Raw genomic sequence first — 26,671 nt, forward strand, 5'->3', positions numbered from 1 at the left:
TCAGCCCGCGTGGACCGTGCCCGCGTACCGCTGGACGAACCGGGTGCCCGCGTCCGACGTCACCGTAACGTCGTAGCGGCCCTTCAGGACACGGCAGTTGAGCGAGCCGTGGCCGTGCGGGCCCACCCAGACCGTGCGCGCGCCCCGCGCGTCGTCGTCGGCGGTGACGGTGAACGCGGTCGCCGTGTCACCGGAGTTGGCGAACCGCAGCTCCACCGAGGCGTGCTCCGGCCGGGTGCCGCGCAGCGCCGCCGTGGCCGACGGCACTGCCGCTCCCGCCTCGCGGCCCGCCCGCAGGACGGTGCCGGAGAAGCGCCGCAGGAAGCCGTCCGCGCCGTGCACCGCGAAGTCGTAGCGGCCGTCCGTCCCGGCGGTGTCCCAGACGTACGTGGCGCGCGCCCCGGGAGCCACCGTGAACGGCGTGCCGGTGAAGGGCTTCAGGGCGTTCGGCAGCACCAGGAAGTGGAAGGTCTCGCTCCCGTGGTTGGCGAGCGTACAGGTGACCTTGCCGGAGACCCGGTCCACCGAGACGTCCGCCCACGGGCGGTACGGCAGCGGGCGGTGCGGGCGCGTGCCCGGCTCCTGGGTGGCCATGGACTGGGCGCCGTTGCCCGGCAGCCGCACCGCGGGCAGCGCGTTGCCCGCGTCCGCCTTCGCCATCAGGGCCGTGGTGTCGGGCAGCTCCGGAATCGAGTAGTCCGGGTGGGTGAAGTCGAAGCAGCTGGTCAGATCGCCGCAGACGGCCCGGCGCCAGTCCGAGATGTTGGGCTCGCGCACCCCGGTGACCACCTCCAGGAAGCGCAGGACCGAAGTGTGGTCGAACACCTGAGAGTTGACCCAGCCACCGCGCGACCAGGGCGATATCGCCCACAGCGGCACCCGGTTGCCGAGCCCGATGGGCCGCCCCCCGGCGAACTCGTCGGGAGTGCCCGGCTCGGGGAACGGCGGCGGCACATGGTCGAAGTAGCCGTCGTTCTCGTCGTACATGAGCAGGAAGACCGTGTGCTTCCACACCTCGGGGTTGGCGAACAGCGACTGGAGGGCGGTGTTCACCCAGTGCGCCCCGTAGTCGGGGCTGGCGGCCGGGTGTTCGCAGAAGAGGTACGGCGCCACCAGCCACGACACGGTCGGCAGCGTGCCGTCCTTGCAGTGCCGGTCGAACGCGGTGAGGTCGAACTTCGTCATCGCGTTGACGTACCGGGGGTCGTCCTCGGGGAAGGCGTGGAACTGCTTGAAGTACGAGAGCCCGTTGTCGTCGTAGTCGCCGGTCCGGTCGTCCTTGCCGGGGTTGTGGTAGACGCGCCAGCTCACCCCGGCCGTCTGGAGGCGCTCGGCGTACGTCGTCCAGTCCGCGACCGGGTTGTCGGTGACCGGGGTGTTGTCCGTCCAGGGGCCGGTCGTGCCGTCCTTGCCGGGGCCGCAGGTGCCCGACCACAGGTACAGCCGGTTGGGGTCGGTGGGCCCGGCCTGCGAGCAGAAGTAGCCGTCGCAGAGCGTGAACGCGTCGGCGAGTGCGTACTGGTAGGGGATGTCCTCGCGGGTGAAGTAACCCATGGTGCGCTCGCCCTTGGCGGCGACCCACTTGTTCATCGCGCCGCCGTTGATCGCGGTGTGGCCGGTGCCCCAGTCGTGCGGCAGGCCGCCCGCGTTCTGCGCGTTGTACTTGGTGGTGTCCATCCGGAACGGCAGGACGAAGCCGTCGGCGCGGCCCGGGCTCGGCTGGCGGAAGACGGAGTCGCCGCCGGGGAGGGTCAGCGCCTGGCGGTCGTCGAAGCCGCGGACGCCGGAGAGGGTGCCGAAGTAGTGGTCGAAGCTGCGGTTCTCCTGCATGAGGATCACTACGTGCTTCACGTCCTCGACGCTGCCCTGGGGATGCGCCGCGGTGGCGGCGGCTTCGGGCAGGCCGACGGCAGCGGCGGCGGCGGTCGCGGCGGACGCGCCCACGAAGGCGCGGCGGCTCAGCGGAGTCATGTCAGCGGTGTCCTTCGAAAGCTCGGGTGGCGAAAGCTCAGATGGCGAAAGCTCGGGTGGCGCGAGCTCAGTGGAGGGTGAAGGTGACGGCCGGGGCGGCGTGGTCGGACGGCCAGCCGTTGGCGGCGGTGTCCGGCACCGGCCGGGGCCAGCCCGTGCAGAGCGTGTGCGCGGCCTCGACCCGGAGCGGCCCGGCGTACTGGACCTGGTCGATACGGTCCTGCGGCTCGTCGGGCCGCACCGGCGACCAGGTGGCCCCCGGTTCGCGCGCCGGACGTGGGTGCGCCTCGCGGTGGGCGTCGCGCAGCCCGGCGGCGGCCAGCGCCACGGTGACCGGCCAGCGCAGCCGGGCGCCCCGGTCCAGGTGCGAGGGCGAGGCGAGCCCGGCGGCGAGGAGGACGGGGGTGCGCCGGGACGCCAGGTCCTTCTCCATCGCGGCCAGCAGCGCCGTGGCCTGCCGGTGGCGCGTGCTCTTCAGCTCGGCCGCCTCGACCTCGGCGGGGGAGCGCCCGTCGCGCAGCGCGTACGGGCCGTACCCGGCCTCGTCGAGCTGCGCGGCCCACACCCGTACCGCCCGGCCGCCGGGCAGCCGCAGGGTGGCGGCGATCGCGGGCACGTCCGCGACCGGCGCCGAGGCGTCGTCGAGCGGGAAGCGGCTGAGCAGCCCGACCCCGGCCGCCGTGTCATAGGCATGCCAGCCCAGGGCGCGGGCGAGGGTCCCGGCCGAGGTCGCGGCGGACTCCTGGAGCGCCACCACGTCGAGCCGCTGCCCCAGGGCCAGCCGCAGCAGCTTCTCGTGCGCGTCGGCGGTGTGCGCGCCCGCGTCCCACAGGTTCAGCGACGCCACGGTCAGGCTGGGCCTCGCCCCGGCGCGCCGCACCGGCACCTGGACCGTGACCGTGTCGGAGCCGCCCGCACTGTCCCTGACCGCGACCGTGACCCGGCCGGGGTGCGCGCCGGGCCGGGCGGGCGCGGTGCCGGTGACCGTCCCGTCGGCGGCCACGTTCAGCCAGGAGTCGCCGGAGAGGCGGCGGAAGGACGGGGTGCCGGACGGGTTGCCCGCCGGGCGGATCCACAGGGGGGCCAGCGCCACCGAGACGCGCTCGCCCGGCCCGTACGCGCCGGTCGTGAAGGCGTCGGTGACCGCGTGCGGCCGGACGACGGGCGGCCGGGCGGCGACGGTGAAGGGCGCTGTCCGGGCGAGGATCCCGTATCCGTCCTTGGCCAGCAGGTACGCGGTGTAGACGCCCTCGCCGAGGCCGGCGGTGTCGAGCGTGATGTCACCGGCGGCGGCCGCCACGTACGACCAGACCAGGGCGGAGCCGGTGCCGGGGCGGCGGTCGCCGTCGTAGATCCCGATCCAGTTCTTCGGGTCGGGCGCGTCGGTGGCCCAGTGGAAGGCGAGCCGGTCGCCCTCGCGGGGAGGGGCGGGCGAGGTGAGGGTCAGGGTGGCGGCGGGGGCCGCGGCCGTTCTGAGGGGGGACACGGGGGGTCTGGTCCTCTCGGCTGAGTTGGCTGGACAACTTCGCCCAGTCAGCCAGGACTTCCCTCCCGTGACGTGAACGGGACATGACCGGCGGCCGCAGATCGGGGGACGCGTCGGCGGGCACGCGCGCGTGGCGGCGGCGAGGGCGGAGGGGGCCGCGCGGACGGTGATCGGCGTCCGCCCCGCAAACCGTTTAGTCGAGTGGCGACCGGGCCCCATAGGATTGGGGCCTGTCGTCACATTCCCGCCTGCCCCGCGACGTCTGGCACGCACGCTCGCCGCGTTGCCGAACCGCCCACGTGGCTCCGCCACGAGGGCGCTCCGGCGCCTTGCGATCGCACGCACCAGACGTCGCGGGGCCCGCCCTCCGGGCGGACGACGGGAATGTGACGACAGGCCCCAACCCCAAACCACACACACCCGAACCCCTGAGGATCGCTGCATGCCTGGCATTACGCGCGAGGAGGTCGCCCACCTCGCCCGGCTGGCGCGTCTGGAGCTGAAGAGCGAAGAGCTGGACCACTTCGCCGGACAGCTCGACGACATCATCGGCGCGGTCGCCCGCGTCTCCGAGGTCGCCGACCAAGACGTACCCCCGACCTCCCACCCGCTGCCGCTGACCAACGTCATGCGCGCGGACGAGGTCCGTCCGTCGCTCACCCCCGAGCAGGCGCTCTCCGGCGCCCCGGCCCAGGAGCAGCAGCGTTTCAAGGTGCCGCAGATCCTGGGGGAGGACTAATCACATGACGGACATCATCAAGCTCACCGCCGCCGAGATCGCCGCGAGGATCGCGTCCGGCGAGCTCACGGCCGTCGAGGTCACCGAGGCCCACCTGGCCCGCATCGAGGCCGTCGACGAGAAGGTGCACGCCTTCCTGCACGTCGACCGCGAGGGCGCGCTGGCGCAGGCCCGCGCCGTCGACGCCAAGCGCGCGGCGGGCGAGAAGCTCGGCCCGCTGGCCGGCGTCCCGCTGGCGCTGAAGGACATCTTCACCACCGAGGGCATTCCCACCACGGTCGGCTCGAAGATCCTCGAAGGCTGGATCCCGCCGTACGACGCCACGCTCACCAAGCGGCTGAAGGCCGCCGACGTGGTCATCCTCGGCAAGACCAACATGGACGAGTTCGCCATGGGGTCCTCCACCGAGAACAGCGCGTACGGCCCGACCGGCAACCCGTGGGACCTCACCCGGATCCCCGGCGGCTCCGGCGGCGGCTCCTCCGCGGCGCTCGCCTCCTACGAGGCCCCGCTCGCCATCGGCACGGACACCGGCGGCTCCATCCGCCAGCCCGCCGCCGTCACCGGCACCGTCGGCGTCAAGCCGACCTACGGCGCGGTCTCCCGCTACGGCATGGTCGCCTTCTCGTCCTCCCTCGACCAGGGCGGGCCCTGCGCCCGTACGGTCCTGGACGCGGCGCTGCTGCACGAGGTCATCGCCGGGCACGACCCGCTCGACTCGACCTCCATCGACGCGCCGGTCCCGCCGGTCGTCGAGGCCGCCCGCAACGGCTCGGTGGCCGGGATGCGCGTCGGCGTCGTCAAGCAGTTCTCCGGCGAGGGCTACCAGGCCGGCGTCGTCCAGCGCTTCAACGAGTCGGTCGAGCTGCTCAAGTCGCTCGGCGCCGAGATCGTCGAGCTGGACTGCCCGTCCTTCGACCTGGCGCTCTCCGCGTACTACCTGATCGCGCCCTCGGAGTGCTCCTCCAACCTGGCCCGCTTCGACGCCATGCGCTACGGCCTGCGGGTCGGCGACGACGGCACGAAGTCGGCCGAGGACGTCACCGCGCTCACCCGCGAGGCGGGCTTCGGCGACGAGGTCAAGCGCCGCATCATCCTCGGTACGTACGCGCTGAGCTCCGGCTACTACGACGCGTACTACGGCAGCGCCCAGAAGGTCCGCACGCTCATCACGCGGGACTTCGAGAAGGCCTTCGAGCAGGTCGACGTGATCGTCTCCCCGACGACCCCGACCACCGCCTTCCCGATCGGCGAGCGCGCCGACGACCCGATGGCGATGTACCTCGCGGACCTGTGCACCATCCCGACCAACATGGCGGGCAACGCCGCCATGTCGCTGCCCTGCGGCCTCGCGCCGGAGGACGGTCTGCCGGTCGGCCTGCAGATCATCGCCCCCGCCCTGAAGGACGACCGCCTGTACAAGGTGGGAGCCGCCGTCGAGGCCGCCTTCGTGGAAAAGTGGGGGCACCCGCTGCTTGAGGAGGCTCCGTCGCTGTGAGCAAGGCACTGTCCAAGGCCAAGGGCTTCAAGAAGTCCAAGTCCGGTACGTACCTGTCCATCGGAACCACCGCCTTCGGCGCCTTCAGCGTGATCAAGCAGGCCAAGAAGGCCCGTCTGGAGCACGACACGCTGAAGCTGGTCGACGCTGCCGTGTCCGCCGCCGCCATCGTGACCGGCCTCGCGATCCTGTACCGCGAGCTGAAGCGCCTCGGCGACGACGACGTCCTGCTGGGCTGAGAGGGAAAGTTTCACCGTGACCGTCACTGAACTCCTGTCGTACGACGCGGCGCTCGCCGCCTACGACCCCGTCATGGGCCTTGAGGTCCATGTCGAGCTCGGCACGAAGACCAAGATGTTCTGCGGGTGCTCCACCGAGCTGGGCGCCGAGCCCAACTCGCAGACGTGCCCCACCTGCCTGGGCCTGCCCGGCTCGCTGCCGGTCGTCAACGCCATCGGCGTCGAGTCGGCCATCAAGATCGGCCTCGCGCTGAACTGCGAGATCGCCGAGTGGTGCCGCTTCGCCCGGAAGAACTACTTCTATCCGGACATGCCGAAGAACTTCCAGACCTCGCAGTACGACGAGCCGATCGCCTTCAACGGCTATCTGGACGTCCAGCTGGAGGACGGCGAGATCTTCCGCGTGGAGATCGAGCGCGCCCACATGGAGGAGGACACCGGTAAGTCGACGCACGTCGGCGGTGCCACCGGCCGCATCCACGGCGCCTCGCACTCGCTCCTGGACTACAACCGCGCGGGCATCCCGCTCATCGAGATCGTCACCAAGCCGATCGAGGGCGCGGGCGAGCGGGCCCCCGAGGTCGCCAAGGCGTACGTCGCCGAGCTGCGCGAGCTCATCAAGGCGCTCGGCGTCTCCGAGGCCCGGATGGACAAGGGCCAGATGCGCTGCGACGTGAACCTGTCGCTGCGCCCCAACGGGACCGAGAAGTTCGGCACCCGCAGCGAGACGAAGAACGTCAACTCGCTGCGCTCGGTCGAGCGCGCGGCCCGCTTCGAGATCCAGCGCCACGCGGCGGTGCTCTCGTCCGGCGGCACGATCGTGCAGGAGACCCGTCACTTCCACGAGGACGACGGCTCCACCACCTCGGGCCGCATCAAGGACAACGCCGAGGACTACCGGTACTTCCCGGAGCCCGACCTCGTCCCGGTCGCCCCGGCCCGCGAATGGGTCGAGGAGCTCCGCAAGGGGCTGCCCGAGCTGCCCCGGGTGCGCCGCAACCGGCTCCGCGAGGAGTGGGGCGTCTCCGAGCACGACATGCAGTCGATCCTCAACGCGGGCGCGGTCGACCCGATCGTCGCCACCATCGAGGCGGGCGCGGACGCCGCGGCCGCCCGCAAGTGGTGGATGGGCGAGCTGGCCCGTAACGCCAACGAGCAGGGCGTGGCCCTGGACGAGCTGCCCGTGACCCCGGCGCAGGTCGCCCGGGTGGCGGCGCTCGTGGCCGCGGGCGACCTCAACGACAAGCTGGCACGCCAGGTCATCGAGGGCGTCCTCGCGGGCGAGGGCGACCCGGACACGGTCGTCGAGAAGCGCGGCCTGAAGGTCGTCTCGGACGAGGGCGCGCTCGGCGCGGCCGTCGACGAGGCCATCGCGGGCAACGCGGCCATCGCGGACAAGATCCGCGGCGGCAAGGTGCAGGCCGTCGGCGCCCTGGTCGGCGCGGTCATGAAGACCACCCGCGGCCAGGCGGACGCGGCCCGCGTCAAGGAGCTCATCCTGGAGAAGCTGGGCGTCAGCGAGGGCTGATCCCCGGCGGCTTCTTACGTACGTAGTACGTGTACGACTCGGCCCCCGTATCCCCTGGGATGCGGGGGCCGAGTCATGTGCCACGGTGGCGCGGAATCAAACCCTCCTGCCGGGTGACCTCGTTCCGGAACGTCTATAGGGTGCCGAGCGTGGACGGGCGAGAAGCGGTGAGAGTGCTCGGGCGCCGGACGGCGCTGCGGTATCTGGCGCTGGGGACGGCGGCCAGTGCGGTGTCCGCGTGCACCGGCGCGGGCGCGGCGGAGGGGCCCCGCAAGCAGGCGCTGAAGGCGTTCGTGAAGGGCGAGTGGGCCTACCGCTCCAACCAGAACCACCAGGGCGTCCTGACGGTCAATCCCGATGGCCACTGGTCTGTCACCCAATGGGGTGGATTGTCCGGTCAGTGGATGCTTGACGGCGCCGTGCTCTCGGTGAGCACCGACGCCCCGACGGGCGACGCGGAGTCCGAGGAGCAGGAAGCCTTCACGCTGACCAGCATGCCGGAGAAGGTCTCCCGGTCGTTCTCCGAGCTCCTCACGCTCTCCGGCGGCTGGTCGAGCATCGGCACCGCCGTCGAGGCCGCCTACAGCAAGGGCGTGCTGAGCCTCGCCTTCCGGGGCGACGGCGCCGAGGACCTGCTCGTCACCTGCACCCGCCGCAAGTGACGGAAGGGGCCCCTGGGCCTCCTGTACGCACGGCCCCGCGCCCGCTCCCGAAGCCGCCCCCCGGTCCGCCCCTGTGCCCGCCTTGTGAGTAACCCCACGAAACGGGCAAACGATCACTATTCGCTGTCAGAGTTGCAGCGCGTAGAGGTCATGCGTTCTTTGCGGGCTGTTCAAGCTTCGCGGGCTGTTCACGTCGTCCGTCGTACCGGCTGTTCCCGGGCAAAGATCCACGAACCATCCAGGGAGCACATTCGTTGGCAGCCATCGCACGGTGGTGCATCAGGCACCGCCTCGTCGCCGTCCTGCTCTGGCTCCTCGCGTTCGGCGGCGCCACGGCCGCCACCGCCGTCGCCGGCTCCGCGTACTCCAACGACTACGAGGTCCCGGGCACCGAGTCCGGCCGCGCCACCGCCCTGCTCGACGCCGGATTCCACGGCGGCCTCGGCGGCGACACCGACACGGTCGTCTGGCGCACCGACACCGGATCCGTGCGCGCCCCCGACGTACAGCAGCGCCTGTCCAAGGCCCTCGGCGCGGTCGCGAAGCTCCCCGGCGTGGCCTCCGTGACCAGCCCGTACGGCCGTGACGGCGGCGCGCAGATCAGCGCCGACGGGCACACCGCCTACGCCTGGGTCGCCTTCGACCGGCCCGCCGACGAGATCCCCGAGGCCCAGGCGCGGGCCGTCGTCGACACCGCGAGAGCCGCCTCCGCGGACGGACTCCAGGTCGCGGTCGGCGGCAGCGCCGCCGCGCTCACCGAGACCGGCTCCGCGCACCTCAGCGAGATCGTCGGGGTGGTCGTCGCGGCCGTCGTCCTCTTCCTCGCCTTCGGCTCGCTCGCCGCCAGCATCCTGCCCATCGTCACCGCGGTGGTCTCCGTCGGCACCGCGTACGCCGGCATAGGCCTGCTGAGCCATGCCATGACCGTCGCCGACTTCGCGCCCATGCTCGGCCTGCTCATCGGGCTCGGCGTCGGCATCGACTACGCGCTGTTCATCGTCACCCGGCACCGCCGCGGCCTGCGCCAAGGGCTCTCCGTCGACGAGGCCGCGACCCGGGCCGTGGCGACGACCGGGCGGGCCGTGGTCTTCGCGGGCGCGACCGTCTGCATCGCGCTGCTCGGCATGCTCATCCTGCGGCTCGGCTTCCTCAACGGGGTCGCCGTCGCGGCCTCGCTGACCGTCGTGCTCACTGTCGCCGCGTCCGTGACGCTGCTGCCCGCGCTGCTCTCCCTCATCGGGACGCGGGCGCTCAGCCGCCGCGAGCGGCGCCGGCTCGCGGAGCACGGGCCGCAGCCCGAGCCGCCCACCGGCTTCGCGGCCCGCTGGTCCGCCTTCGTCGAGCGCCGCCCCAAGCTGCTCGGCTCGGTCGCCGCCGCGGTGATGCTGGTGCTAGCCCTGCCCACGCTCTCGCTCCACCTGGGCACCTCCGACCAGGGCAACAACCCGGCGAAGTCCACCACCCGCACCGCCTACGACCTGCTCGCCGACGGCTTCGGACCCGGCGTCAACGGGCCGCTCACCCTCGCCGCGAAGCTCGACGGCGCCGACGACCGGCTCGCCATGGAGCGGCTGCCCGACGTACTGCGGTCGAGCCGGGGCGTCGCCTCGGTGAGCCCGGTGACGTACAACGCCAGCGGGGACACGGCCGTCCTCACCGTGGTGCCGGACTCGGCGCCGCAGTCCCAGCACACCAGCGCCCTAGTCGACCGGCTGCGCCACGAGGTGCTGCCGGGCGCCGAGAAGGGCACCTCGCTCGACGTCCACGTGGGCGGCGTGACCGCGAGCTACGACGATTTCGCGGGAGTGATCGTCGGGAAGCTGCCGCTCTTCATCGGCGTGGTGATCGCCCTCGGCTGCGTCCTGCTGCTGCTCGCCTTCCGCTCGCTCGGCATCCCGCTCAAGGCCGCCGCGATGAACGTGGCGGCGGTGGCCTCCGCGTTCGGGATCGTCGTCGCGGTCTTCCAGTGGGGGTGGGGGAGCGAGCTGCTGGGCCTGGGGGCGTCCGGCCCGATCGAGCCCTTCCTGCCGGTGATCATGGTGTCGGTGCTCTTCGGGCTCTCCATGGACTACCAGGTGTTCCTGGTCAGCCGGATGTACGAGGAGTGGCTGGAGACCGGCGACAACCGGCGCGCGGTCCGGGTCGGCCTCGCCGAGACCAGCCGGGTGATCAACTCGGCCGCGGTGATCATGATTTCGGTCTTCCTGGCGTTCGTGCTCAGCGGCGAGCGGGTGATCGCGATGTTCGGCATCGGCCTCGCGGCGGCCGTCGCCCTCGACGCGTTCGTCCTGCGCACCCTGCTCGTACCGGCCCTGATGCACCTGCTCGGGGGCGCCAACTGGTGGCTGCCCGGCTGGCTGGACCGGCGGCTTCCGCGGATCAGCATCGAACCGCCCGAGTGCCGCCGTGCGACGATTCCCGTGCAGCGCGCGAGCGAGCCGGTCGACGAGCTCGTGGGCTAGCCGTACACATGGCCGTTGCGCAGGGACGTGGAGGAGCGGGATGTTCGCGATATCGCTGGGGGACGACGGCGCGGAGCTGCGGCCGCTGGAGCCGCACCACGCCGAGGAGTACCTTGCGCACATCGACCGGGGGCGTGACTTCATCGGGCAGTTCATCATGCTCGCCGAGGTGAGCAAGGACCTGGAGTCGGCGAGGGCGTTCCTCCAGGGGTACGCGGACAAGGCGGCCGCCGACACCGGGCGCCTCTACGGCATCTGGTCCGGCGGCACGCTCGTCGGCGGCGTCCTCTTCCGGACGTTCGACGCCCGGCTCGGCACCGCGGAGGCGGGCTGCTGGCTGGAGGAGTCGGCGGTCGGGCGCGGGCTCGTCACCCGCGCGGTCCGGGTGCTGATCGACTGGGCCGTCGAGGAGCGCGGGATCGAGCGCGTGGAGTGGCTGGCCGCCTCCGGGAACACCGCCAGCATCAACGTGGCCAAGCGGCTGGGGATGTCGCGGGACGGGGTGCTGCGGTCGAACTACCCGTACCGGGGTGTACGGCAGGACACCGAGGTGTGGTCGGTGCTGGCGGCGGAGTGGCGGGACGCGCGTCGTGCGCGTGAGGAGCGGTGAGCTTCTGCCGGTGAGCGGCCCCGGGGACGTCCGTTAAGGGCCCTCTCAGAAACGCCGCCTACCGTCCCCGGCATGACTGCCACCCCCGCCACCACCAAGACCGACAACGAAGCCGACGCCGAGGCGACGGCCACCGAGGAGTCGGCGGCCACTGACACTGCCGCTGACACGACCCCTGACACCGCCGCACAGGAGCAGGACGACGACGAGCTCGGCGACGACCTCCCGCCCGCCTCGCCCGTGCGCACCGCGATCGGTGCCGGTGCCGCAGCCGTCGTCTCCGGGGCGCTCGGCCTCGCCTCGCTCACCGGCACCTGGACGGGCAAGGTCCTTTCCGAGCGCGAGACCCTGCTCGGCCAGATCAAGACCGCCCAGGGCGGCTCGGCCTCCGCGCAGATCCACGAGATCTACGCCGACTCCTGGCACACCACCGCCGCCGTCAACGGCGGCTTCGCGCTGCTCGCCCTGCTCGTCGGCGCGTTCGTGCTCGCCCGCCCCGCGTTCGGCGCCCCCGACGCCCAGCCGCAGCCCGGCTGGGTACGGGCGGTCGCGCTCGGCGGGCTCGTCCTCGGCGCGATCGGCCTGCTGCTCTCCGTCGGGATGTTCTTCGACCTGTTCGCGACCCTGCCCTCGACCGGCTCCTGACGGCCCTGGCGGCCTTGACGGCTCAGAGCGACGGGGGCGCCATCGTGAAGCGGGCGAGGACGGTGGCGCGCACGGTCTGGCGCTGAGGCTCCAGATCGAGCGCCGGGACGCTCTCCGGCGCGCCGCCGCCGTACCCCGCCGCGCGCATCATCCCGGGCGCCGGCACCGGGTACGGCCGTGCGTCCTCGGCGCCCTCGTCGGCCAGTTCGAGCAGCGCCACCAGGTCGCTGCCGAGCGCCGTCGCGTACTCGCGGGCGCGCTCCACCGCCTGCTCCACGGCCCGGCGCCGGGCCTTCCCGTACGCGGGCGAGGCCGGGCGCAGGCCCCACCAGGGGCCGTCCACCCGGGTCAGTTCGAGGGAGGCCAGGCGCGAGGCGAGTTCGCCGAGCGCCGTGAAGTCACCGAGCTCCACCGTCACCCGCACGTGCCCGTGGTAGGCGCGCACCCGCTCGCCCCGGCCGGACTTGCCCAGTTCGGGGCTGACCGAGAACGAGCCCGTCTCCAGCTGCTCGACCGCCTCCCCGTACGACTTGACCAGGTCGAGGACGGCCGCGTTGCGGCGGGTGAGGTCGTCGAGGGCGGTACGGCGGTCGGTGCCGCGCGCGGTCACCGTCACGCCGAGCCGGGCGATCTCCGGGTCGACGTCGAGCACGGCCTCGCCCCGGACCGCGATCCGGGGGGCGTCGGGGGTGCCGTAGGGCAGGTGCGGGGACGGATCGGTCATCTCGGCTCCATGGGTCGGCTGCGTGCGGCCCACTCTTCCACCGGCCCGCCCCGTAAGGCATCCACCGAGGCATCCACCGGGGCATCCGCCCGGCATCTGAGGCCCCTTGCTCATGCCTAAGCACCCCGCCCCGCCGCCCTGAGCGGATCTAAGGCCCCGCCGCCGTACGGATGCGGCACTCTCCCGATGTGCCGGGACCCCCTGGGAGACGAGAGTTGAGGCATCGCAGGAAGCGATGAACCACCACTCAAGCCCCGCCCGGGGCACCAGGGAGCCCGAGATGTTCGCGTACGAGATGCACAAGGTGAACCAGGCCGAGCTGCTCCGCGAGGCCACCGCCCAGCGGCTGGCCCGCCAGGCCCGCGTCGCACGCCGGGCCCGGCGCAACGCCGACCACGAAGCCGAAGGGCGGGTGAGCCACCTCCGGGACCTGCGCGACCGTTTCGCGCACGCCGCCTGAGCGCCGCGATGATCTCCCCAGCCTCCACGGGTGCCGCTGGACCGGACGGCTGTGCGATGCTCGGCGACGTGGAGACCAGGTCTTTCAGCCCCGTGTTCGTCGGCCGCGCCGGAGAACTGACCGCCTTGACCGAAGCGCTCGCCCGCGCCACCGCGGGCGAGCCGCAGGCGTTGCTGGTAGGCGGTGAGGCCGGGGTCGGCAAGACCCGGCTCATCGAGGAGTTCACCAACGCCGCCTGCGACGCCGGAGCCGTGGTCGCGGTCGGCGGCTGCGTGGAAATCGGCGCCGACGGCCTGCCGTTCGCCCCCTTCTCCACCGCCCTGCGCACCCTGCGCCGCCGACTGCCCGACGAACTCGCCGCGGCCGCCGACGGTCAGGAGGAGGAGCTGGCCCGGCTGCTGCCGGAGCTCGGCGAGGCCAGCCGGGAGACCGGCGAGGACGGCACCGCCCGCCTCTTCGAACTCACCGTACGACTCCTGGAGCGGACCGCCGCCGACCGCACGGTCGTGCTGGTCCTGGAGGACCTGCACTGGGCGGACGCCTCCACCCGCCATCTGCTCGCCTACCTCCTGCGCACCCTGCGGCGCGGCCGCCTCGTCGTCGTCGCCACCTACCGAGCCGACGACATCCACCGCCGCCACCCGCTGCGCCCCCTGCTCGCCGAACTCGACCGGCTGCGCACGGTCCGGCGCATCGAGCTGTCCCGCTTCAACCGGGGCGAGGTCCACCGCCAGCTCACCGGGATCCTGGCCGCCGAGCCCGAACCGGCGCTGGTGGACGAGATCTTCGCGCGCTCCGACGGCAACGCCTTCTTCGTGGAGGAGCTGAGCGTCTGCCATGAGTCGGGCTGCGTCCCCGGCGGCGGCCTCAGCGAGTCCCTGCGCGACCTGCTGCTCGTACGGGTCGAGGCGCTGCCCGAGAACGCCCAGCTCGTCGTGCGCATTCTCGCCGAAGGCGGCTCCACCGTGGAGCACCCGCTGCTCGCCGCGGTCTGCGGGCTCGCCGAGGACGACCTCATCATCGCGCTGCGGGCGGCCGTTGGCGCCAACATCCTGCTGCCGACGGAGGACGGCGACGGCTACCGCTTCCGGCACTCGCTGGTCCGCGAGGCCGTCAGCGACGACCTGCTGCCCGGTGAGCGCTCCCGCCTCAACCGCCGTTACGCCCAGGCCCTGGAGGCCGACCCCGCGCTGGTCCGCGCCGATGTGCACGCCACCCGCCTGGCCAGCTACTGGTACTGCGCGAACGACGCCGCCAAGGCGCTGCCCGTGGTGCTGCGCGCCGCCGTCGAGGCCCGCAAGCGGCACGCCTACGCGGAGCAACTGCGCCTGCTCGAACGCGGCATGGAGCTGTGGGACTCTGTCCCCGCCGACGTCCGCACCGACCTGCGCCCGCTGGACTACGCGGGCGCCTACCCGTCGTGCGGCACCTGCGACCCCGCCACCACCCCGCTCGGCTATCTCGACCTGCTCGCCGAGGCGGCCGTCGCGGCCCGCTTCAGCGGCGAGCGCGAGCGCGCCGTGAAGACGGCCAGGCGCGCGCTGCGGCTCATCGAGTCCGAGGAGGGCGACGCCCCGCCGGGCACCCCCCACGGCGACCCGCTGCGGGCCGCCTGGTTCTGGACCGAACTCTCCAAGCTGGTGCAGAGCCTCGGGCGCGGCGACGGCTGGGACGAGATAGCCACCGCCCAGGAGCTGGTGCGCGGACTGCCGCCGTCCGCCGTGCACGCGGCGGTCCTGGCCACCGCCGCGGGCTGGGGCATGCTGCACCGCCCCGGCCCCGAGTCGCTCGCCGCCGCCGAACGGGCCGTCGAGTACGCCCGACTCGTCGACGCCGAGGAGATCGAGCTCAACGCCCGGCTCACTCTCGGCAGCCTGATGGTCGACGCGGGCGACATCGAGGGCGGCCTCGCCCTGATGCGCGGCGTCATCGACCGCTCCCTCGAACTCGGCCTCGTCGGCGAGGCGGCCCGCGGCCATGTGAACCTCTCCTCCAGTCTCGAATCGGTCGGCCGCTCCCAGGAGGCCGCGCGGACCGCCGCCCAGGGCGTACAGGTGTCGCGCAGGTTCGGCCTCCTCGACAGCGAGGCCTGGGCCGCCACCAACGAGTCCGACGCCCTGCTCAGCCTCGGCCGCTGGGACGAGGCCACCGAGCGCGTCGAGTGGGTCCGGCGCTCCGGGGTGACAGGCAAGCCCCGGGGCTACTCCGCACTCCGCCTCGCTCAACTCTCCCTGCTGCGAGGCGAGTTGGATCTCGCCGCCACCCGCCTCGCCGACGCCGTGGGCCACTTCGGCGCCCGCGACCTGCTCCCGCAGAACGCGTTGCCGGTGGCCCGGGCCGAGCTCACCGTCGCCGCCGGGCAGGGCCGGTTCGCCGACGCGCGCGCCGTGCTTGCCCGCGCGGCCGAGGCCGGTTTCCCGCCCGGCACCCAGCGGTACGGCTGGCCGCTGCTGATCACCGCCGCCGCCGTGGAGGCCGATCTGCGCGGGCTGCCCGCCGCCGCCGACGGCCGGACCGAAGCCCTGGCCCTGATCCGCTCGGCGGCCCGGACGATGCCCACCCCCAGCCCGCTCGCCAAGGCCTACGCCCTGTGCGTCGAGGCGGAGCTGGCCCGCGCCGACGGCCGGGACGAGGCGGCCCGCTGGGAGGCCGCCGCCACCGCGCTCCAGCCCCTTGAGCGCCCGTACGAACTCGCCCGGGTCTGCCACCGGTGGGCCGCCGCGCTGCTCGCCGAGGGCAACCAGCGCGACCGGGTCGGCACACTGCTGCGGCAGTCCCACTCCGCCGCCGTACGCCTGGGGGCCCGGCCGCTGGCGGAGGAGCTGGAGCTGCTGGCCCGCCGGGCCCGGCTGCCGCTCACCGCGCCGGAGACCGCCGTCCCGGACGAGCCCGCCGACCCGGCCGGGGCGCTCGGGCTGACCAGCCGGGAGCAGGACGTCCTGCGCCTGGTCGCCGCGGGGCACAGCAACCGGCAGATCGCCGAGGAGCTGTACATCTCCCCGAAGACGGCCAGCGTGCACGTCTCCAACATCCTGGCCAAGCTGGGCGTCTCGGGCCGCGGCGAGGCCGCCGCGCTGGCCCACCGGCTCAACCTCTTCACGGAGAGGGCGGCCTGAGCGGGAGCGGGAGCGGGGGCGGGGTGTGCTGCTCGGCGCGCCCCGTCCCCGTCGCCCGAGTCGCCCCTCGGTCGCCCCTGCGCCTACGTCACCTCCAGTTCCAGGATCCTGTCGTCGCCCGGCTTCGGGGTGCCCCGGCCGTCGGTCTGGCTGGTGACCAGCAGCAGGGTGTGCGGCCCCGTCGCTATCACCGTGCGCAGCCGTCCGTACGTGGACGTCAGGAACGCCTCGGGCCGCGCGAGCGGTTTGGTGCCGTCGAGCGGGATGCGCCACAGGCGCTCGCCGCGCAGGGAGGCCATCCAGATGCTGCCCGCCGCGTACGCCACACCGCTCGGTGAGGCGTCCGAGGTCTTCCACTGCTCCACCGGGTCCACGAACCCCGGCTTGCTCCCCTTGCCCTCGACCAGCGGCCAGCCGTCGTTGTCGCCCGGCCCGATCACATTGAGCTCGTCCCAGGTGTCCTGGCCGAACTCCGAGGCCCACAGCCGGTTCGCGCCGTCCCAGGCGAGGCCCTGCACATTGCGGTGGCCGGTCGAGTACACCACCGAGTCCGCCTCGGGGTTGCCGTGCACCGGCTGCCCGTCCGGCGTCATCCGCAGGATCTTGCCGCCCAGCGACTTCTTGTCCTGGGCCAGGCCCCGGTCGCCCGTCTCGCCGGTGCCCGCGTACAGCATCTTGTCGGGGCCGAAGGCGATCCGGCCGCCGTTGTGGATGGTGCCCTTGGGGATGCCCCGCAGGATGGTGTCGGGCGCGCCCAGCTGCTCGCCCGCCGGGCGCTTCTCGTCGTAGATCATGCGGGCGACGCGGTTGTCGGACTCGGTGGTGAAGTACGCGTACACCTGGTGGTCCGAGGCGAACGCGGGGGAGAGCGCGAGGCCGAGCAGGCCGCCCTCGCCGCCCGGTTTCACCCCCGGCACGCTGCCGATCACGGTCTGCTTGCCGGCCGCGTCGATCCGGCTCACCGTGCCCTCGTCGCGCGAGGCGACCAGCAGGCCCCCGTCGGGCAGCGGGGCCACGCCCCAGGGCGACTTGAGGCCCTGGGCCACGGTTCTGGTGACCTTCACCGAGCCCTTCGGGGGTGGCAGATCGGCGGCGGGCGCGGAGGTGGACGCTCCCGGGGAGCCGGTCGCGGGCGTCGAGCGGGCGCCGCCGTCGGGCCGCGGCGCGGTCCCGGACGAGCACCCGGCCGCGAGCACCAGCGCGGCAGCGGCCAACAGGGCCGTCACAGCAGGACGTTGCACGGTTCGCATTCCTTTCGAGCGGCTGCGGTCTCTACGGTACTTACACCGCCCGAGCCGCTCAGGTTCCCGATCTCCCCGATCGCCTTTCCGGCCCTGCGGGACCCCTCAGTCCCAGTACTCTCTCTCAGCCCCAGAGGCCTCTCGGTCCCAGGACCCTCCTCGGTCCGGGCCCGCTCCCCTCAGTCCCACGACCCCCGAGCCCCCGGCAGCCGCTCGATCTCCGCCTCGTCCCGGTCCGTCAGCGCGAGCCCGGCCGCCGCCGCGTTCTCGCGGGCCCACTCCTCGCGTTTGGTGCCCGGGACCGGGACCACGTGCGGGCCCCGGCCGAGCAGCCACGCCAGCGCGACCTGGGCCGGGGTCACCCCGTCCCCGTGGCGCGCCGCGACCCGGCGCAGCCCCGCCACCACGGGCTGGTTGGCCGCCATCATCTCGGCGGTGAAGCGGGGGTGCCGGGCGCGTACGTCGTCCGGCTCGAAGCCCTGGCCCGGCGTGAGCGTGCCGGTGAGGAAGCCGTTGCCGAGCGGCATCGCGGCCAGGAAGCCGACGCCCCGCGCCGCGCACCACGGCAGCAGCGCGTCCAGCGCCTCGCGCGCCCACACCGACAGCTCCGCCTGGACGGCGCTGACCGGGAAGACCTGCTGCACGCGCTCCAGTTGACGTATCGTCACTTCATAAGGAGCGCCGGACCGGCGGGCCGTCAGCGGGCCGCCCGTCGCGCACACCCCGAGCGCCCGCACCTTGCCCGCCGTCACCAGCTCCGCCATCGCGCCCCAGGTCTCCTCGACCGGCACCTCGGGGTCCGCCCGGTGCAACTGGTAGAGGTCGATCACATCCGTCTGGAGCCGCCGCAGCGAGGCGTCGCAGGCGCGCTTCACATAGCCGGGCCGCCCGTTGGCCACGACATGCGCGTCGCCGCCCACCAGCAGGCCGCACTTGGTGGCGACGAAGGCGTCCGCGCGGCGCTCCTTCAGGGCCCGGCCCACCAGCAGCTCGTTCTTGAACGGGCCGTACATGTCCGCCGTGTCGAGCAGGGTGGACCCGGCGTCGAGCGCGGCGTGCACGGCGCGCAGCGAGCGGTCCCCGCGCTGCTGCGACGTGGTGTAACCCCAGCTCATCGGCATGCAGCCGAGGCCGATCGCGCCCACCTCCAGGGCCGCCGCACCGATAGTCCTGCGCTCCAACTCCCCGTACCCCTCCGAACAGCCCTGGGTGTGCCCCCCAAACTAACCTCTGGCCGTCGCCGGTCCTGACATAGCCTCCCGGCATGACTGCAGACGTGTGGCTCCCCCTCCCGGCCGACGAGGTCCCGGGCCTGCCCGACGGCCTCTCCTACCGCTACTGGGACGGCGGCCCGGACTATCCCGCCGACCCCGCCGACTGCGCCTTCTACGTGGTCCCGTACATGAAGGGCTCCGAGATCGCGGTGCGGCCGCTCGCCGCGATGACCGGCGTACGGGTCGTACAGACCCTGTCGGCGGGCATCGACCACGTACAGCCGGGCCTGGACGCGCTGCCTAGGGGCGTGCGGCTCTGCAACGCGCGCGGTGTGCACGAGGCGTCCACCGCCGAACTCACCCTCGCGCTGATCCTGGCCTCGCTGCGGGGGATTCCCTCGTTCGTCGCGGGGCAGGAGAAGGAGGAGTGGCGGTCCGGGTTCTATCCGGCGCTCGCCGACAAGTCGGTGCTGATCGTCGGGTACGGATCGATCGGCGCGGCCATCGAGGACCGGCTCGCGCCTTTTGAGTGCGCCCGGGTGGCGCGCGTGGCGCGCTCCTGGCGCACGACTGCGCGCGGCCCAGTGCATCCCCTCACCGAACTTCCCGCACTCCTCCCGGAAGCCGACGTGGTGGTCCTCTCCACACCGCTCACGGAGCAGACGAAGGGCCTGGCGGGCGCAGAGTTCCTGGGCCGCATGAAGGACGGGGCGCTCCTGGTGAACATGGCCCGGGGCCCGGTCGTGGACACCAAGGCGCTCCTCGCCGAGCTGGAGAGCGGCCGCATCCGCGCCGCCCTGGACGTCACCGATCCCGAGCCGCTGCCCGCCGGACACCCGCTGTGGCATGCGCCGAACGTTCTGATCAGCCCTCATGTCGGGGGCTCCACTTCGGCGTTCCTGCCGCGCGCGAAGGCGTTGATCACCCGCCAGCTCACCAAGTACGCGGCGGGGCAGCCACTGGACAACATCGTCCTGACCACCGGGTAGGGCCGCGCCGCCTTCGATTCGCGACTCTGCGCACCGGTCCGAGTGCGATCCGTATCCACAACTCCCTTGGTGGTCACGGAGCGTAGAGGAACTATGTCCCTGAGTGACGAGACTGGTGTATCGTCCCGACCGGGGGCTGCGCCGCGTGTCTGGCGGCGCGGGGGAGCGAATGTCACAGCGAGGGGGGCGACGGGCGATGCACGGCCAATGGACGAACGATCCGACGCGGCGGAGCCGCCGACGGCTACCCCGAGGCGCACGGCCGGGGCTCCCGAGGGGCCGCACCCGGCCCAGGGTCCGGGTCCGGGCCCGCACCCGGATGCCGGCCCGGACCCGGCCGCCGGCCAGGGCGGCCCGCCCGCCCTCCCCGACCGCCCGCCCGGCGGCCGAGAGGGCCCACCCGCCGGGCCGGGCGAGCGGTTCCGGAGCGCTCCGCACCCGTATCGCGTGCGGACCCGGAGGGGCCCGGTGAGCGCCGGTGCGGTGCTGCCCCACCGGCCCGTCCACGGTGGCGGGACGGGCCTGGTCTCCCAGCTCGTCCTCGCGGTGATCTGCGCGGGGTACGCGACGGGGGCGGCGCTCGGCTGGGGATCCCCGGAAGTCGCCGATGTGATGGGGGACTTCGGGCTCAGCGCCGCGGCGACGGCGGCCTCGGTCTCCTGCTTCCTCTACGCGCGCGGAGGCGCCGGGGAGGGGGAGAGCCGCTTTCGGCCCGCATGGCTCCTCTTCTCGTTCTCCTCCGCCATGGCGGCGAGCGGCAACGGAGTCTGGGGGTGGTACCAAGTGGTGCTCGGGCACCCGGTCCCCTCGCCCTCCATGGCCGACCTGTTCTTCCTGCTCTTCGCGCCGCCCGCGATCGTCGGGCTGCTGGTCCTGGCCAAGCGTCCGGTCACCCGGGCGGGCTGGGTCTGCCTGGCCCTCGACTCCTGGCTGATCGGCGGCTCGCTGCTGACCCTGTCCTGGAGCCTGGCGCTGGCGCACACCGCGCACTTCCAGGGCGAGAGCGTCGCCCGCGCCGCGCTGGCGCTGGCGTACCCGCTGCTCGACATCGTGCTCGTGAGCATGGTGCTCGCGCTGCACTTCCGGCGCTCCTCCGCCAACCGGTCGGCGATCAACACGGCGATCGCCGCGCTCGCCCTGACCGTGCTGTGCGACGCGCTGTACACCTCGCCGCTGCTGCGCGCGCACTACCGCTCCGGCCAGCTCCTGGACGCGGGCTGGTTCGCCGCCTCGCTGCTGCTGGCCTACGCGCCGTGGGGCGTCCGCAGGCTCACGCCGGGCCCGGCGCCCGCCCCGCCACCGCCGCCCCGGCAGCCCGGCGCGCTCCCGGCCAGCAGGCCGATCGCGGGCTCACTGGGGGCGCTCACGCCGTACCTCGCGGCCGCCGTGTGCACCTTGGGGATCCTCTACAACGTGATCGAGGGCCGCCGGGTCGACCGGGTGGTGGTCTTCACCGGGTGCACGGTGGTGCTCGCGCTCGTCGTACGCCAGGCGATCATGCTCGTCGACAACATCGCGCTGACCCATGAACTGGCCCAGAAAGAGAACCACTTCCGCTCCCTGGTGCAGGGCTCCAGCGACGTCATCATGATCGCCGCGCCCACCGGCATACTGCGCTACGTCAGCCCCGCCGCCGCGGGTGTCTACGGGCGGGACGCGGAGGACCTGGTCGGCTCCGAGCTGGCCTCCCTCATCCACCCCGAGGACCTGGGCCGGGTCGTGCACGAGGTGCGGCGCTTCCTGGCCGCGCCCCCGCAGGAGGAGCCGGCCGGCCGGATCGAGTGCCGCTTCCGGTCGGGCACCGGCGAGTGGCTGAACGTGGAGTCGACCATCAACCGGCACCAGGGCGGCCTCATCCTCAACAGCCGGGACGTCACCGAACGGGTGCGCCTGCAGGCCCAGTTGCAGCACAACGCCGAGCACGACCCGCTCACCGACCTGCCCAACCGGGCCCTGTTCACCGAGCGCGTCCGCCAGGCGCTGAGCGGCCGCCGCGCCTCCGACCCCGGCACGGCGGTGCTCTTCATCGACCTCGACGGCTTCAAGCAGGTCAACGACACCATCGGCCACCAGGCCGGCGACGAGCTGCTGATCCAGGCGGCCCGCCGCCTCCAGGACTCGGTGCGGGCCGGCGACACGGCGGCCCGCCTCGGCGGCGACGAGTTCGCCGCCCTGATCCTCGGCGACGGCGGCCGCGACCGGGCGGCCCGCCAGCGCCAGGTGTGCGAGATCGCCGACCGGCTGCGCCTGACGCTCTCGCAGCCGTACCAGATCGACGGCAACGAGGTGCGGGTCGCCGCCTCCATCGGCGTCGCCTTCGCCGAGCGCGACGTCAGCGCCCGCGAGCTGATGCGCAACGCCGACCTCGCGATGTACCGGGCCAAGTCCGGCGGCAAGAACCGCGTCGAGATGTACGCGCCGCAGATGCAGGCCGAGGTCGTCCGCAAGACCGAGCTGGCCGCCCGGCTGCGCACCGCGCTGCACGAGGGCGAGTTCGCGCTGCTGCACCAGCCGGTGGTCAACCTCACCACCGGGCGGGTGGCGGCGGTGGCCGCGCAGGCGCGCTGGAGATCCGCCCAGGGCATCCTGTTCACCCCGGCCGAATTCCTACGGGTCGCCGACGACAGCGAGCGCACCGCGGAGCTGGGCCGCTGGCTCCTCGAAGAGGCCGTCGAGCAGGCCGCCGAGCGCGGCAGAGCCGGGCACGACACCCCGGTCGCGGTCCGCCTCCCGGCCCGCCGCCTGCTCGACAAGTCGATGCCGCTCGGCTCCGTGGAAGCCCTGCTGACCAGGCACGGCCTGCCGTCGGGCGCCCTGGTGATCGAGCTGTCCGACAGCGACCCCAGGATCTCCTTCGACGAGCTGGAGCGGCGCCTGGTGAGCCTGCGCCGGCTCGGCGTGCGGATCGCCCTGGACGGCTTCGGCAGCGGGTACGCGGCGATCAACGCCCTGCGCCGGCTCCCCATCGACGTACTGAAACTGGACAGGGGACTGGTCGAGGGCGTGGTCGAGTCCGCCCGGCTGCACAAGATCACCAGCGGGCTGCTGCGGATCGCCTGCGACCTGGGGATGCAGTCCGTGGCCGACGGCGTGGACGTGCCGGAGCAGGTGCTGGCGCTGCGGGCCATGGGGTGCACCCACGGCCAGGGCATGGCATTCTCCGGGCCGCTGGACGAGTACCGGCTGCGCAGGGCGCTGATGCGGGGCACCTTCCCGGTGCCTGGCGGGGCCGCGTTGCCCGTGCTCAGCGGCCGGGCGATGCCCTCCGTCCGGGTCAATCATTCAAATAGTGAGACACCCGTCCCACCCACTTGACACTACCGGGGCGCCGGGGGGAGGGTCAGTGCCATGCGCACCCGAATTCTCGTACTTGGAAAGCGCGTCGGCTGAAGCCGGGCCCCCACGCGGGCCCAGTGGACCACACCCGACGCGCTCCCCTCGCTTGCCTCACGGCACGAGGGGTTTTTTGTTGCACTGGCACCCCTGAAGCACGACAGCGATCTCGACCAAACCCCCGCAAAAACCCTCAGCTTCGAGAAGAGAATGCCGATGACCGAGCAGGCCACCGGGGCCCACCATCCGCAGCCGCGGGCCCGTAACGGCGGACACCACGCCGCCCCCGTCGAGCACGTCACGGGCGCGCAGTCCCTCATCCGCTCTCTCGAGGAAGTCGGGGCCGAGACCGTCTTCGGCATTCCGGGCGGTGCCATCCTCCCGGCGTACGACCCGATGATGGACTCCACCCGGGTCCGCCACGTCCTGGTCCGCCACGAGCAGGGCGCGGGCCACGCCGCCACCGGTTACGCGCAGGCCACCGGCAAGGTCGGCGTCTGCATGGCCACCTCCGGCCCCGGCGCCACCAACCTGGTCACGCCGATCGCCGACGCCCACATGGACTCCGTGCCGCTGGTCGCGATCACCGGGCAGGTCTCCTCCAAGGCGATCGGCACCGACGCCTTCCAGGAGGCGGACATCGTCGGCATCACCATGCCGATCACCAAGCACAACTTCCTGGTCACCAAGGCCGAGGACATCCCGCGGACGATCGCGGAGGCCTTCCACATCGCCTCCACCGGCCGCCCGGGCCCGGTCCTGGTCGACATCGCCAAGGACGCCCTCCAGGCCCGCACCACCTTCTCCTGGCCGCCGCACATGGACCTGCCGGGCTACCGCCCGGTCACCAAGCCGCACGCCAAGCAGATCCGCGAGGCCGCCAAGCTGATCGTCCAGGCCAAGCGCCCGGTCCTGTACGTCGGCGGCGGCGTCCTGAAGGCCGGCGCCACCGCCGAGCTGAAGGTCCTCGCGGAGCTCACCGGAGCGCCCGTCACCACCACCCTGATGGCGCTCGGCGCCTTCCCCGACAGCCACCCGCTGCACGTGGGGATGCCCGGTATGCACGGTGCGGTCACCGCCGTCACCGCGCTGCAGAAGTCCGACCTGCTGATCGCGCTCGGCACCCGCTTCGACGACCGGGTCACCGGCAAGCTGGACAGCTTCGCCCCGTACGCGAAGATCATCCACGCGGACATCGACCCGGCCGAGATCGGCAAGAACCGCGAGGTCGACGTGCCGATCGTGGGCGACGCCCGCGAGGTCATCGCCGATCTGGTGCAGGCCGTCCAGGCCGAGCACACCGAGGGCCACACCGGCGACTACACCGCCTGGTGGAACGATCTGAACCGGTGGCGCGAGACCTACCCGCTCGGCTACGACCAGCCGGACGACGGCAGCCTCTCGCCGCAGCAGGTCATCCAGCGCATCGGCGAGCTCGCCCCCGCCGACACCATCTACGCGGCCGGCGTCGGCCAGCACCAGATGTGGGCCGCCCACTTCATCAACTACGAGCGCCCCGCCACCTGGCTGAACTCCGGCGGCGCCGGAACGATGGGGTACGCGATCCCGGCGGCCATGGGAGCCAAGGCCGGTATGCCGGACCGCCCGGTCTGGGCGATCGACGGCGACGGCTGCTTCCAGATGACCAACCAGGAGCTCACCACCTGTGCGCTCAACAACATCCCGATCAAGGTCGCCATCATCAACAACGGCGCCCTCGGGATGGTCCGCCAGTGGCAGACCCTCTTCTACAACCAGCGCTACTCCAGCACGGTCCTGCACGCCGACGACACCGGCCACCACACGACCGGCTCCCAGGTCGGCGCGTCCAACGCACCCCGCCAGGGCACCCGCGTCCCGGACTTCGTGAAGCTGTCCGAGGCCATGGGCTGCTACGCGATCCGCTGCGAGCGCCCGGAGGACCTGGACAAGGCCATCGAAGAGGCCAACTCCATCAACGACCGCCCGGTCGTCATCGACTTCATCGTCCACGAGGACGCCCAGGTGTGGCCGATGGTCGCCGCCGGCACCTCCAACGACGAGGTCATGGCCGCCCGGGGCGTCCGTCCCGACTTCGGCGACAACGAAGACGACTGAGAGAGCAGAGAGAGACCGTCACCATGTCGACCAAGCACACGCTCTCCGTCCTGGTGGAGAACACCCCCGGCATCCTCGCCCGGATCGCCGCGCTCTTCTCCCGCCGCGGCTTCAACATCGACTCGCTCGCCGTCGGTGTCACCGAACACCCCGACATCTCGCGCATCACCATCGTGGTCAATGTCGAGGACCTGCCCCTGGAGCAGGTGACGAAACAGCTCAACAAGCTGGTCAACGTCCTGAAGATCGTCGAACTCGAGCCCAGCGCTGCGATCCAGCGCGAGCTCGTCCTGGTGAAGGTGCGTGCCGACAACGAAACGCGCTCCCAGATCGTCGAGATCGTCCAGCTGTTCCGCGCCAAGACCGTCGACGTCTCGCCCGAGGCCGTGACCATCGAGGCCACCGGCGGCGCCGACAAGCTGGAGGCGATGCTCAAGATGCTGGAGCAGTTCGGCATCAAGGAGCTCGTCCAGTCCGGGACGATCGCCATAGGGCGCGGCTCGCGGTCCATCACCGACCGCAGCCTGCGTGCCCTGGACCGCACGGCCTGAACCCGCCCCCTCGCGGTTTCGTATCGCGAGACTTGAAACTTCCCGACGCATCCCCGCCGTACGGTGGGACGCAACACCAGCACACCAAGGAGATATCCCAGTGGCCGAGCTGTTCTACGACGCCGACGCCGACCTGTCCATCATCCAGGGCCGCAAGGTCGCTGTGATCGGTTACGGCAGCCAGGGCCACGCCCACGCGCTGTCGCTCCGTGACTCGGGTGTCGACGTCCGCGTCGGTCTGCACGAGGGCTCCAAGTCCAAGGCCAAGGCCGAGGAGCAGGGCCTGCGCGTGGTCACGCCCGCCGAGGCCGCCGCCGAGGCCGACGTCATCATGATCCTGGTCCCGGACCCGATCCAGGCCCAGGTCTACGAGGAGTCCATCAAGGACAACCTGAAGGACGGCGACGCGCTGTTCTTCGGCCACGGCCTCAACATCCGCTTCGGCTTCATCAAGGCCCCCGAGGGCGTCGACGTCTGCATGGTCGCCCCCAAGGGCCCGGGCCACCTGGTCCGCCGCCAGTACGAGGAGGGCCGCGGCGTCCCGTGTATCGCGGCCGTCGAGCAGGACGCGACCGGCAACGGCTTCGCGCTCGCGCTCTCGTACGCCAAGGGCATCGGCGGCACCCGGGCGGGCGTCATCAAGACGACCTTCACCGAGGAGACCGAGACCGACCTGTTCGGCGAGCAGGCCGTGCTCTGCGGCGGTACGTCCGCGCTGGTCAAGGCGGGCTTCGAGACCCTCGTCGAGGCTGGCTACCAGCCGGAGATCGCCTACTTCGAGTGCCTCCACGAGCTGAAGCTCATCGTCGACCTGATGTACGAGGGCGGCCTGGAGAAGATGCGCTGGTCGGTCTCCGAGACCGCCGAGTGGGGCGACTACGTCACCGGCCCCCGCATCATCACCGCCGACACCAAGGCCGAGATGAAGAAGGTCCTCACCGAGATCCAGGACGGCACCTTCGCCAAGAACTGGATGGACGAGTACCACGGCGGTCTGAAGAAGTACAACGAGTACAAGACCCAGGACGAGAACCACCTCCTGGAGACCACCGGCAAGGAGCTGCGCAAGCTCATGAGCTGGGTGAACGACGAGGAGGCGTAAGCCT

The 26,671-nt window shown here is 72.5% G+C and carries 20 protein-coding genes; 15 read left to right on the top strand and 5 right to left on the bottom strand.

The window, feature by feature from the left end:
- Both BX283_RS27980 and BX283_RS27985 read right to left on the bottom strand, forming a co-directional pair.
- The gene (locus tag BX283_RS27980) at positions 1–1,971 is read right to left on the bottom strand and encodes a phosphocholine-specific phospholipase C (protein ID WP_101390262.1); all 1,971 of its coding nucleotides are present in this window, start codon (positions 1,969–1,971) and stop codon (positions 1–3) included.
- Between the two features lie 67 nt (positions 1,972–2,038).
- Positions 2,039–3,457 (bottom strand): hypothetical protein, encoded by a 1,419-nt coding sequence (locus tag BX283_RS27985; RefSeq protein ID WP_101390263.1) that lies wholly within the window; start codon positions 3,455–3,457, stop codon positions 2,039–2,041.
- A 442-nt stretch (positions 3,458–3,899) separates the two neighbouring features.
- Here BX283_RS27985 and gatC point away from each other — a divergent pair, with 442 nt between their 5' ends.
- The 8 genes from gatC (at position 3,900) to BX283_RS28025 (ending at position 11,840) form a co-directional block, all read left to right on the top strand.
- Positions 3,900–4,196, top strand: coding sequence for an Asp-tRNA(Asn)/Glu-tRNA(Gln) amidotransferase subunit GatC (gene gatC, locus BX283_RS27990; protein ID WP_007266718.1), 297 nt, complete (start codon positions 3,900–3,902; stop codon positions 4,194–4,196).
- Positions 4,197–4,200: 4 nt separating this feature from the next.
- Positions 4,201–5,694, top strand: coding sequence for an Asp-tRNA(Asn)/Glu-tRNA(Gln) amidotransferase subunit GatA (gene gatA / locus BX283_RS27995; RefSeq protein WP_101390264.1), 1,494 nt, complete (start codon positions 4,201–4,203; stop codon positions 5,692–5,694).
- Positions 5,691–5,933, top strand: coding sequence for a hypothetical protein (locus BX283_RS28000; protein WP_101390265.1), 243 nt, complete (start codon positions 5,691–5,693; stop codon positions 5,931–5,933). Before gatA ends, BX283_RS28000 begins: the two co-directional genes overlap by 4 nt.
- A 16-nt stretch (positions 5,934–5,949) precedes the next feature.
- Complete coding sequence (gene gatB / locus BX283_RS28005; RefSeq protein ID WP_101390266.1) at positions 5,950–7,461, top strand: Asp-tRNA(Asn)/Glu-tRNA(Gln) amidotransferase subunit GatB; 1,512 nt, start codon at positions 5,950–5,952, stop codon at positions 7,459–7,461.
- Between the two features lie 149 nt (positions 7,462–7,610).
- Positions 7,611–8,123 (top strand): hypothetical protein, encoded by a 513-nt coding sequence (locus BX283_RS28010; RefSeq protein ID WP_143676461.1) that lies wholly within the window; start codon positions 7,611–7,613, stop codon positions 8,121–8,123.
- A 254-nt stretch (positions 8,124–8,377) separates the two neighbouring features.
- Positions 8,378–10,585, top strand: coding sequence for an MMPL family transporter (locus tag BX283_RS28015; RefSeq protein WP_101390268.1), 2,208 nt, complete (start codon positions 8,378–8,380; stop codon positions 10,583–10,585).
- Positions 10,586–10,625: 40 nt separating this feature from the next.
- Positions 10,626–11,195, top strand: coding sequence for a GNAT family N-acetyltransferase (locus BX283_RS28020; protein WP_101390269.1), 570 nt, complete (start codon positions 10,626–10,628; stop codon positions 11,193–11,195).
- Positions 11,196–11,267: 72 nt separating this feature from the next.
- Positions 11,268–11,840 (top strand): hypothetical protein, encoded by a 573-nt coding sequence (locus BX283_RS28025; RefSeq protein ID WP_101390270.1) that lies wholly within the window; start codon positions 11,268–11,270, stop codon positions 11,838–11,840.
- Positions 11,841–11,862: 22 nt separating this feature from the next.
- Here BX283_RS28025 and BX283_RS28030 read toward each other — a convergent pair whose 3' ends face one another.
- The gene (locus BX283_RS28030) at positions 11,863–12,564 is read right to left on the bottom strand and encodes an SIMPL domain-containing protein (RefSeq protein ID WP_101390271.1); all 702 of its coding nucleotides are present in this window, start codon (positions 12,562–12,564) and stop codon (positions 11,863–11,865) included.
- 235 nt (positions 12,565–12,799) lie between these two features.
- On the opposite strand from BX283_RS28030, the gene BX283_RS28035 reads away from it, so the two are divergent.
- The gene (locus BX283_RS28035; protein ID WP_257583902.1) at positions 12,800–13,024 is read left to right on the top strand and encodes a hypothetical protein; all 225 of its coding nucleotides are present in this window, start codon (positions 12,800–12,802) and stop codon (positions 13,022–13,024) included.
- 56 nt (positions 13,025–13,080) lie between these two features.
- Positions 13,081–16,140 (top strand): helix-turn-helix transcriptional regulator, encoded by a 3,060-nt coding sequence (locus tag BX283_RS28040; protein ID WP_101390273.1) that lies wholly within the window; start codon positions 13,081–13,083, stop codon positions 16,138–16,140.
- 83 nt (positions 16,141–16,223) lie between these two features.
- Here BX283_RS28040 and BX283_RS28045 read toward each other — a convergent pair whose 3' ends face one another.
- Positions 16,224–17,381, bottom strand: a complete 1,158-nt coding sequence (locus BX283_RS28045) for a sorbosone dehydrogenase family protein (protein WP_373979300.1) — start codon at positions 17,379–17,381, stop codon at positions 16,224–16,226.
- Between the two features lie 179 nt (positions 17,382–17,560).
- Positions 17,561–18,562, bottom strand: a complete 1,002-nt coding sequence (locus tag BX283_RS28050) for an aldo/keto reductase (protein ID WP_101390275.1) — start codon at positions 18,560–18,562, stop codon at positions 17,561–17,563.
- 83 nt (positions 18,563–18,645) lie between these two features.
- On the opposite strand from BX283_RS28050, the gene BX283_RS28055 reads away from it, so the two are divergent.
- The 5 genes from BX283_RS28055 (at position 18,646) to ilvC (ending at position 26,667) form a co-directional block, all read left to right on the top strand.
- The gene (locus BX283_RS28055; RefSeq protein ID WP_101390276.1) at positions 18,646–19,584 is read left to right on the top strand and encodes a 2-hydroxyacid dehydrogenase; all 939 of its coding nucleotides are present in this window, start codon (positions 18,646–18,648) and stop codon (positions 19,582–19,584) included.
- Between the two features lie 468 nt (positions 19,585–20,052).
- Positions 20,053–22,899 (top strand): bifunctional diguanylate cyclase/phosphodiesterase, encoded by a 2,847-nt coding sequence (locus BX283_RS28060; RefSeq protein ID WP_180357272.1) that lies wholly within the window; start codon positions 20,053–20,055, stop codon positions 22,897–22,899.
- 228 nt (positions 22,900–23,127) lie between these two features.
- On the top strand, positions 23,128–25,014 hold the full coding sequence (locus BX283_RS28065; RefSeq protein ID WP_101390278.1) for an acetolactate synthase large subunit: 1,887 nt from the start codon (positions 23,128–23,130) through the stop codon (positions 25,012–25,014).
- Positions 25,015–25,037: 23 nt separating this feature from the next.
- A complete protein-coding gene (ilvN, locus tag BX283_RS28070) occupies positions 25,038–25,565 on the top strand; it encodes an acetolactate synthase small subunit (protein ID WP_067164603.1) in 528 nt (175 codons plus the stop codon).
- Positions 25,566–25,665: 100 nt separating this feature from the next.
- On the top strand, positions 25,666–26,667 hold the full coding sequence (ilvC, locus tag BX283_RS28075; protein WP_101390279.1) for a ketol-acid reductoisomerase: 1,002 nt from the start codon (positions 25,666–25,668) through the stop codon (positions 26,665–26,667).
- Positions 26,668–26,671 lie beyond the last annotated feature (4 nt).

The organism is Streptomyces sp. TLI_146 (assembly GCF_002846415.1).
In the GTDB taxonomy this organism is placed as follows: Bacteria; Actinomycetota; Actinomycetes; order Streptomycetales; family Streptomycetaceae; genus Streptomyces.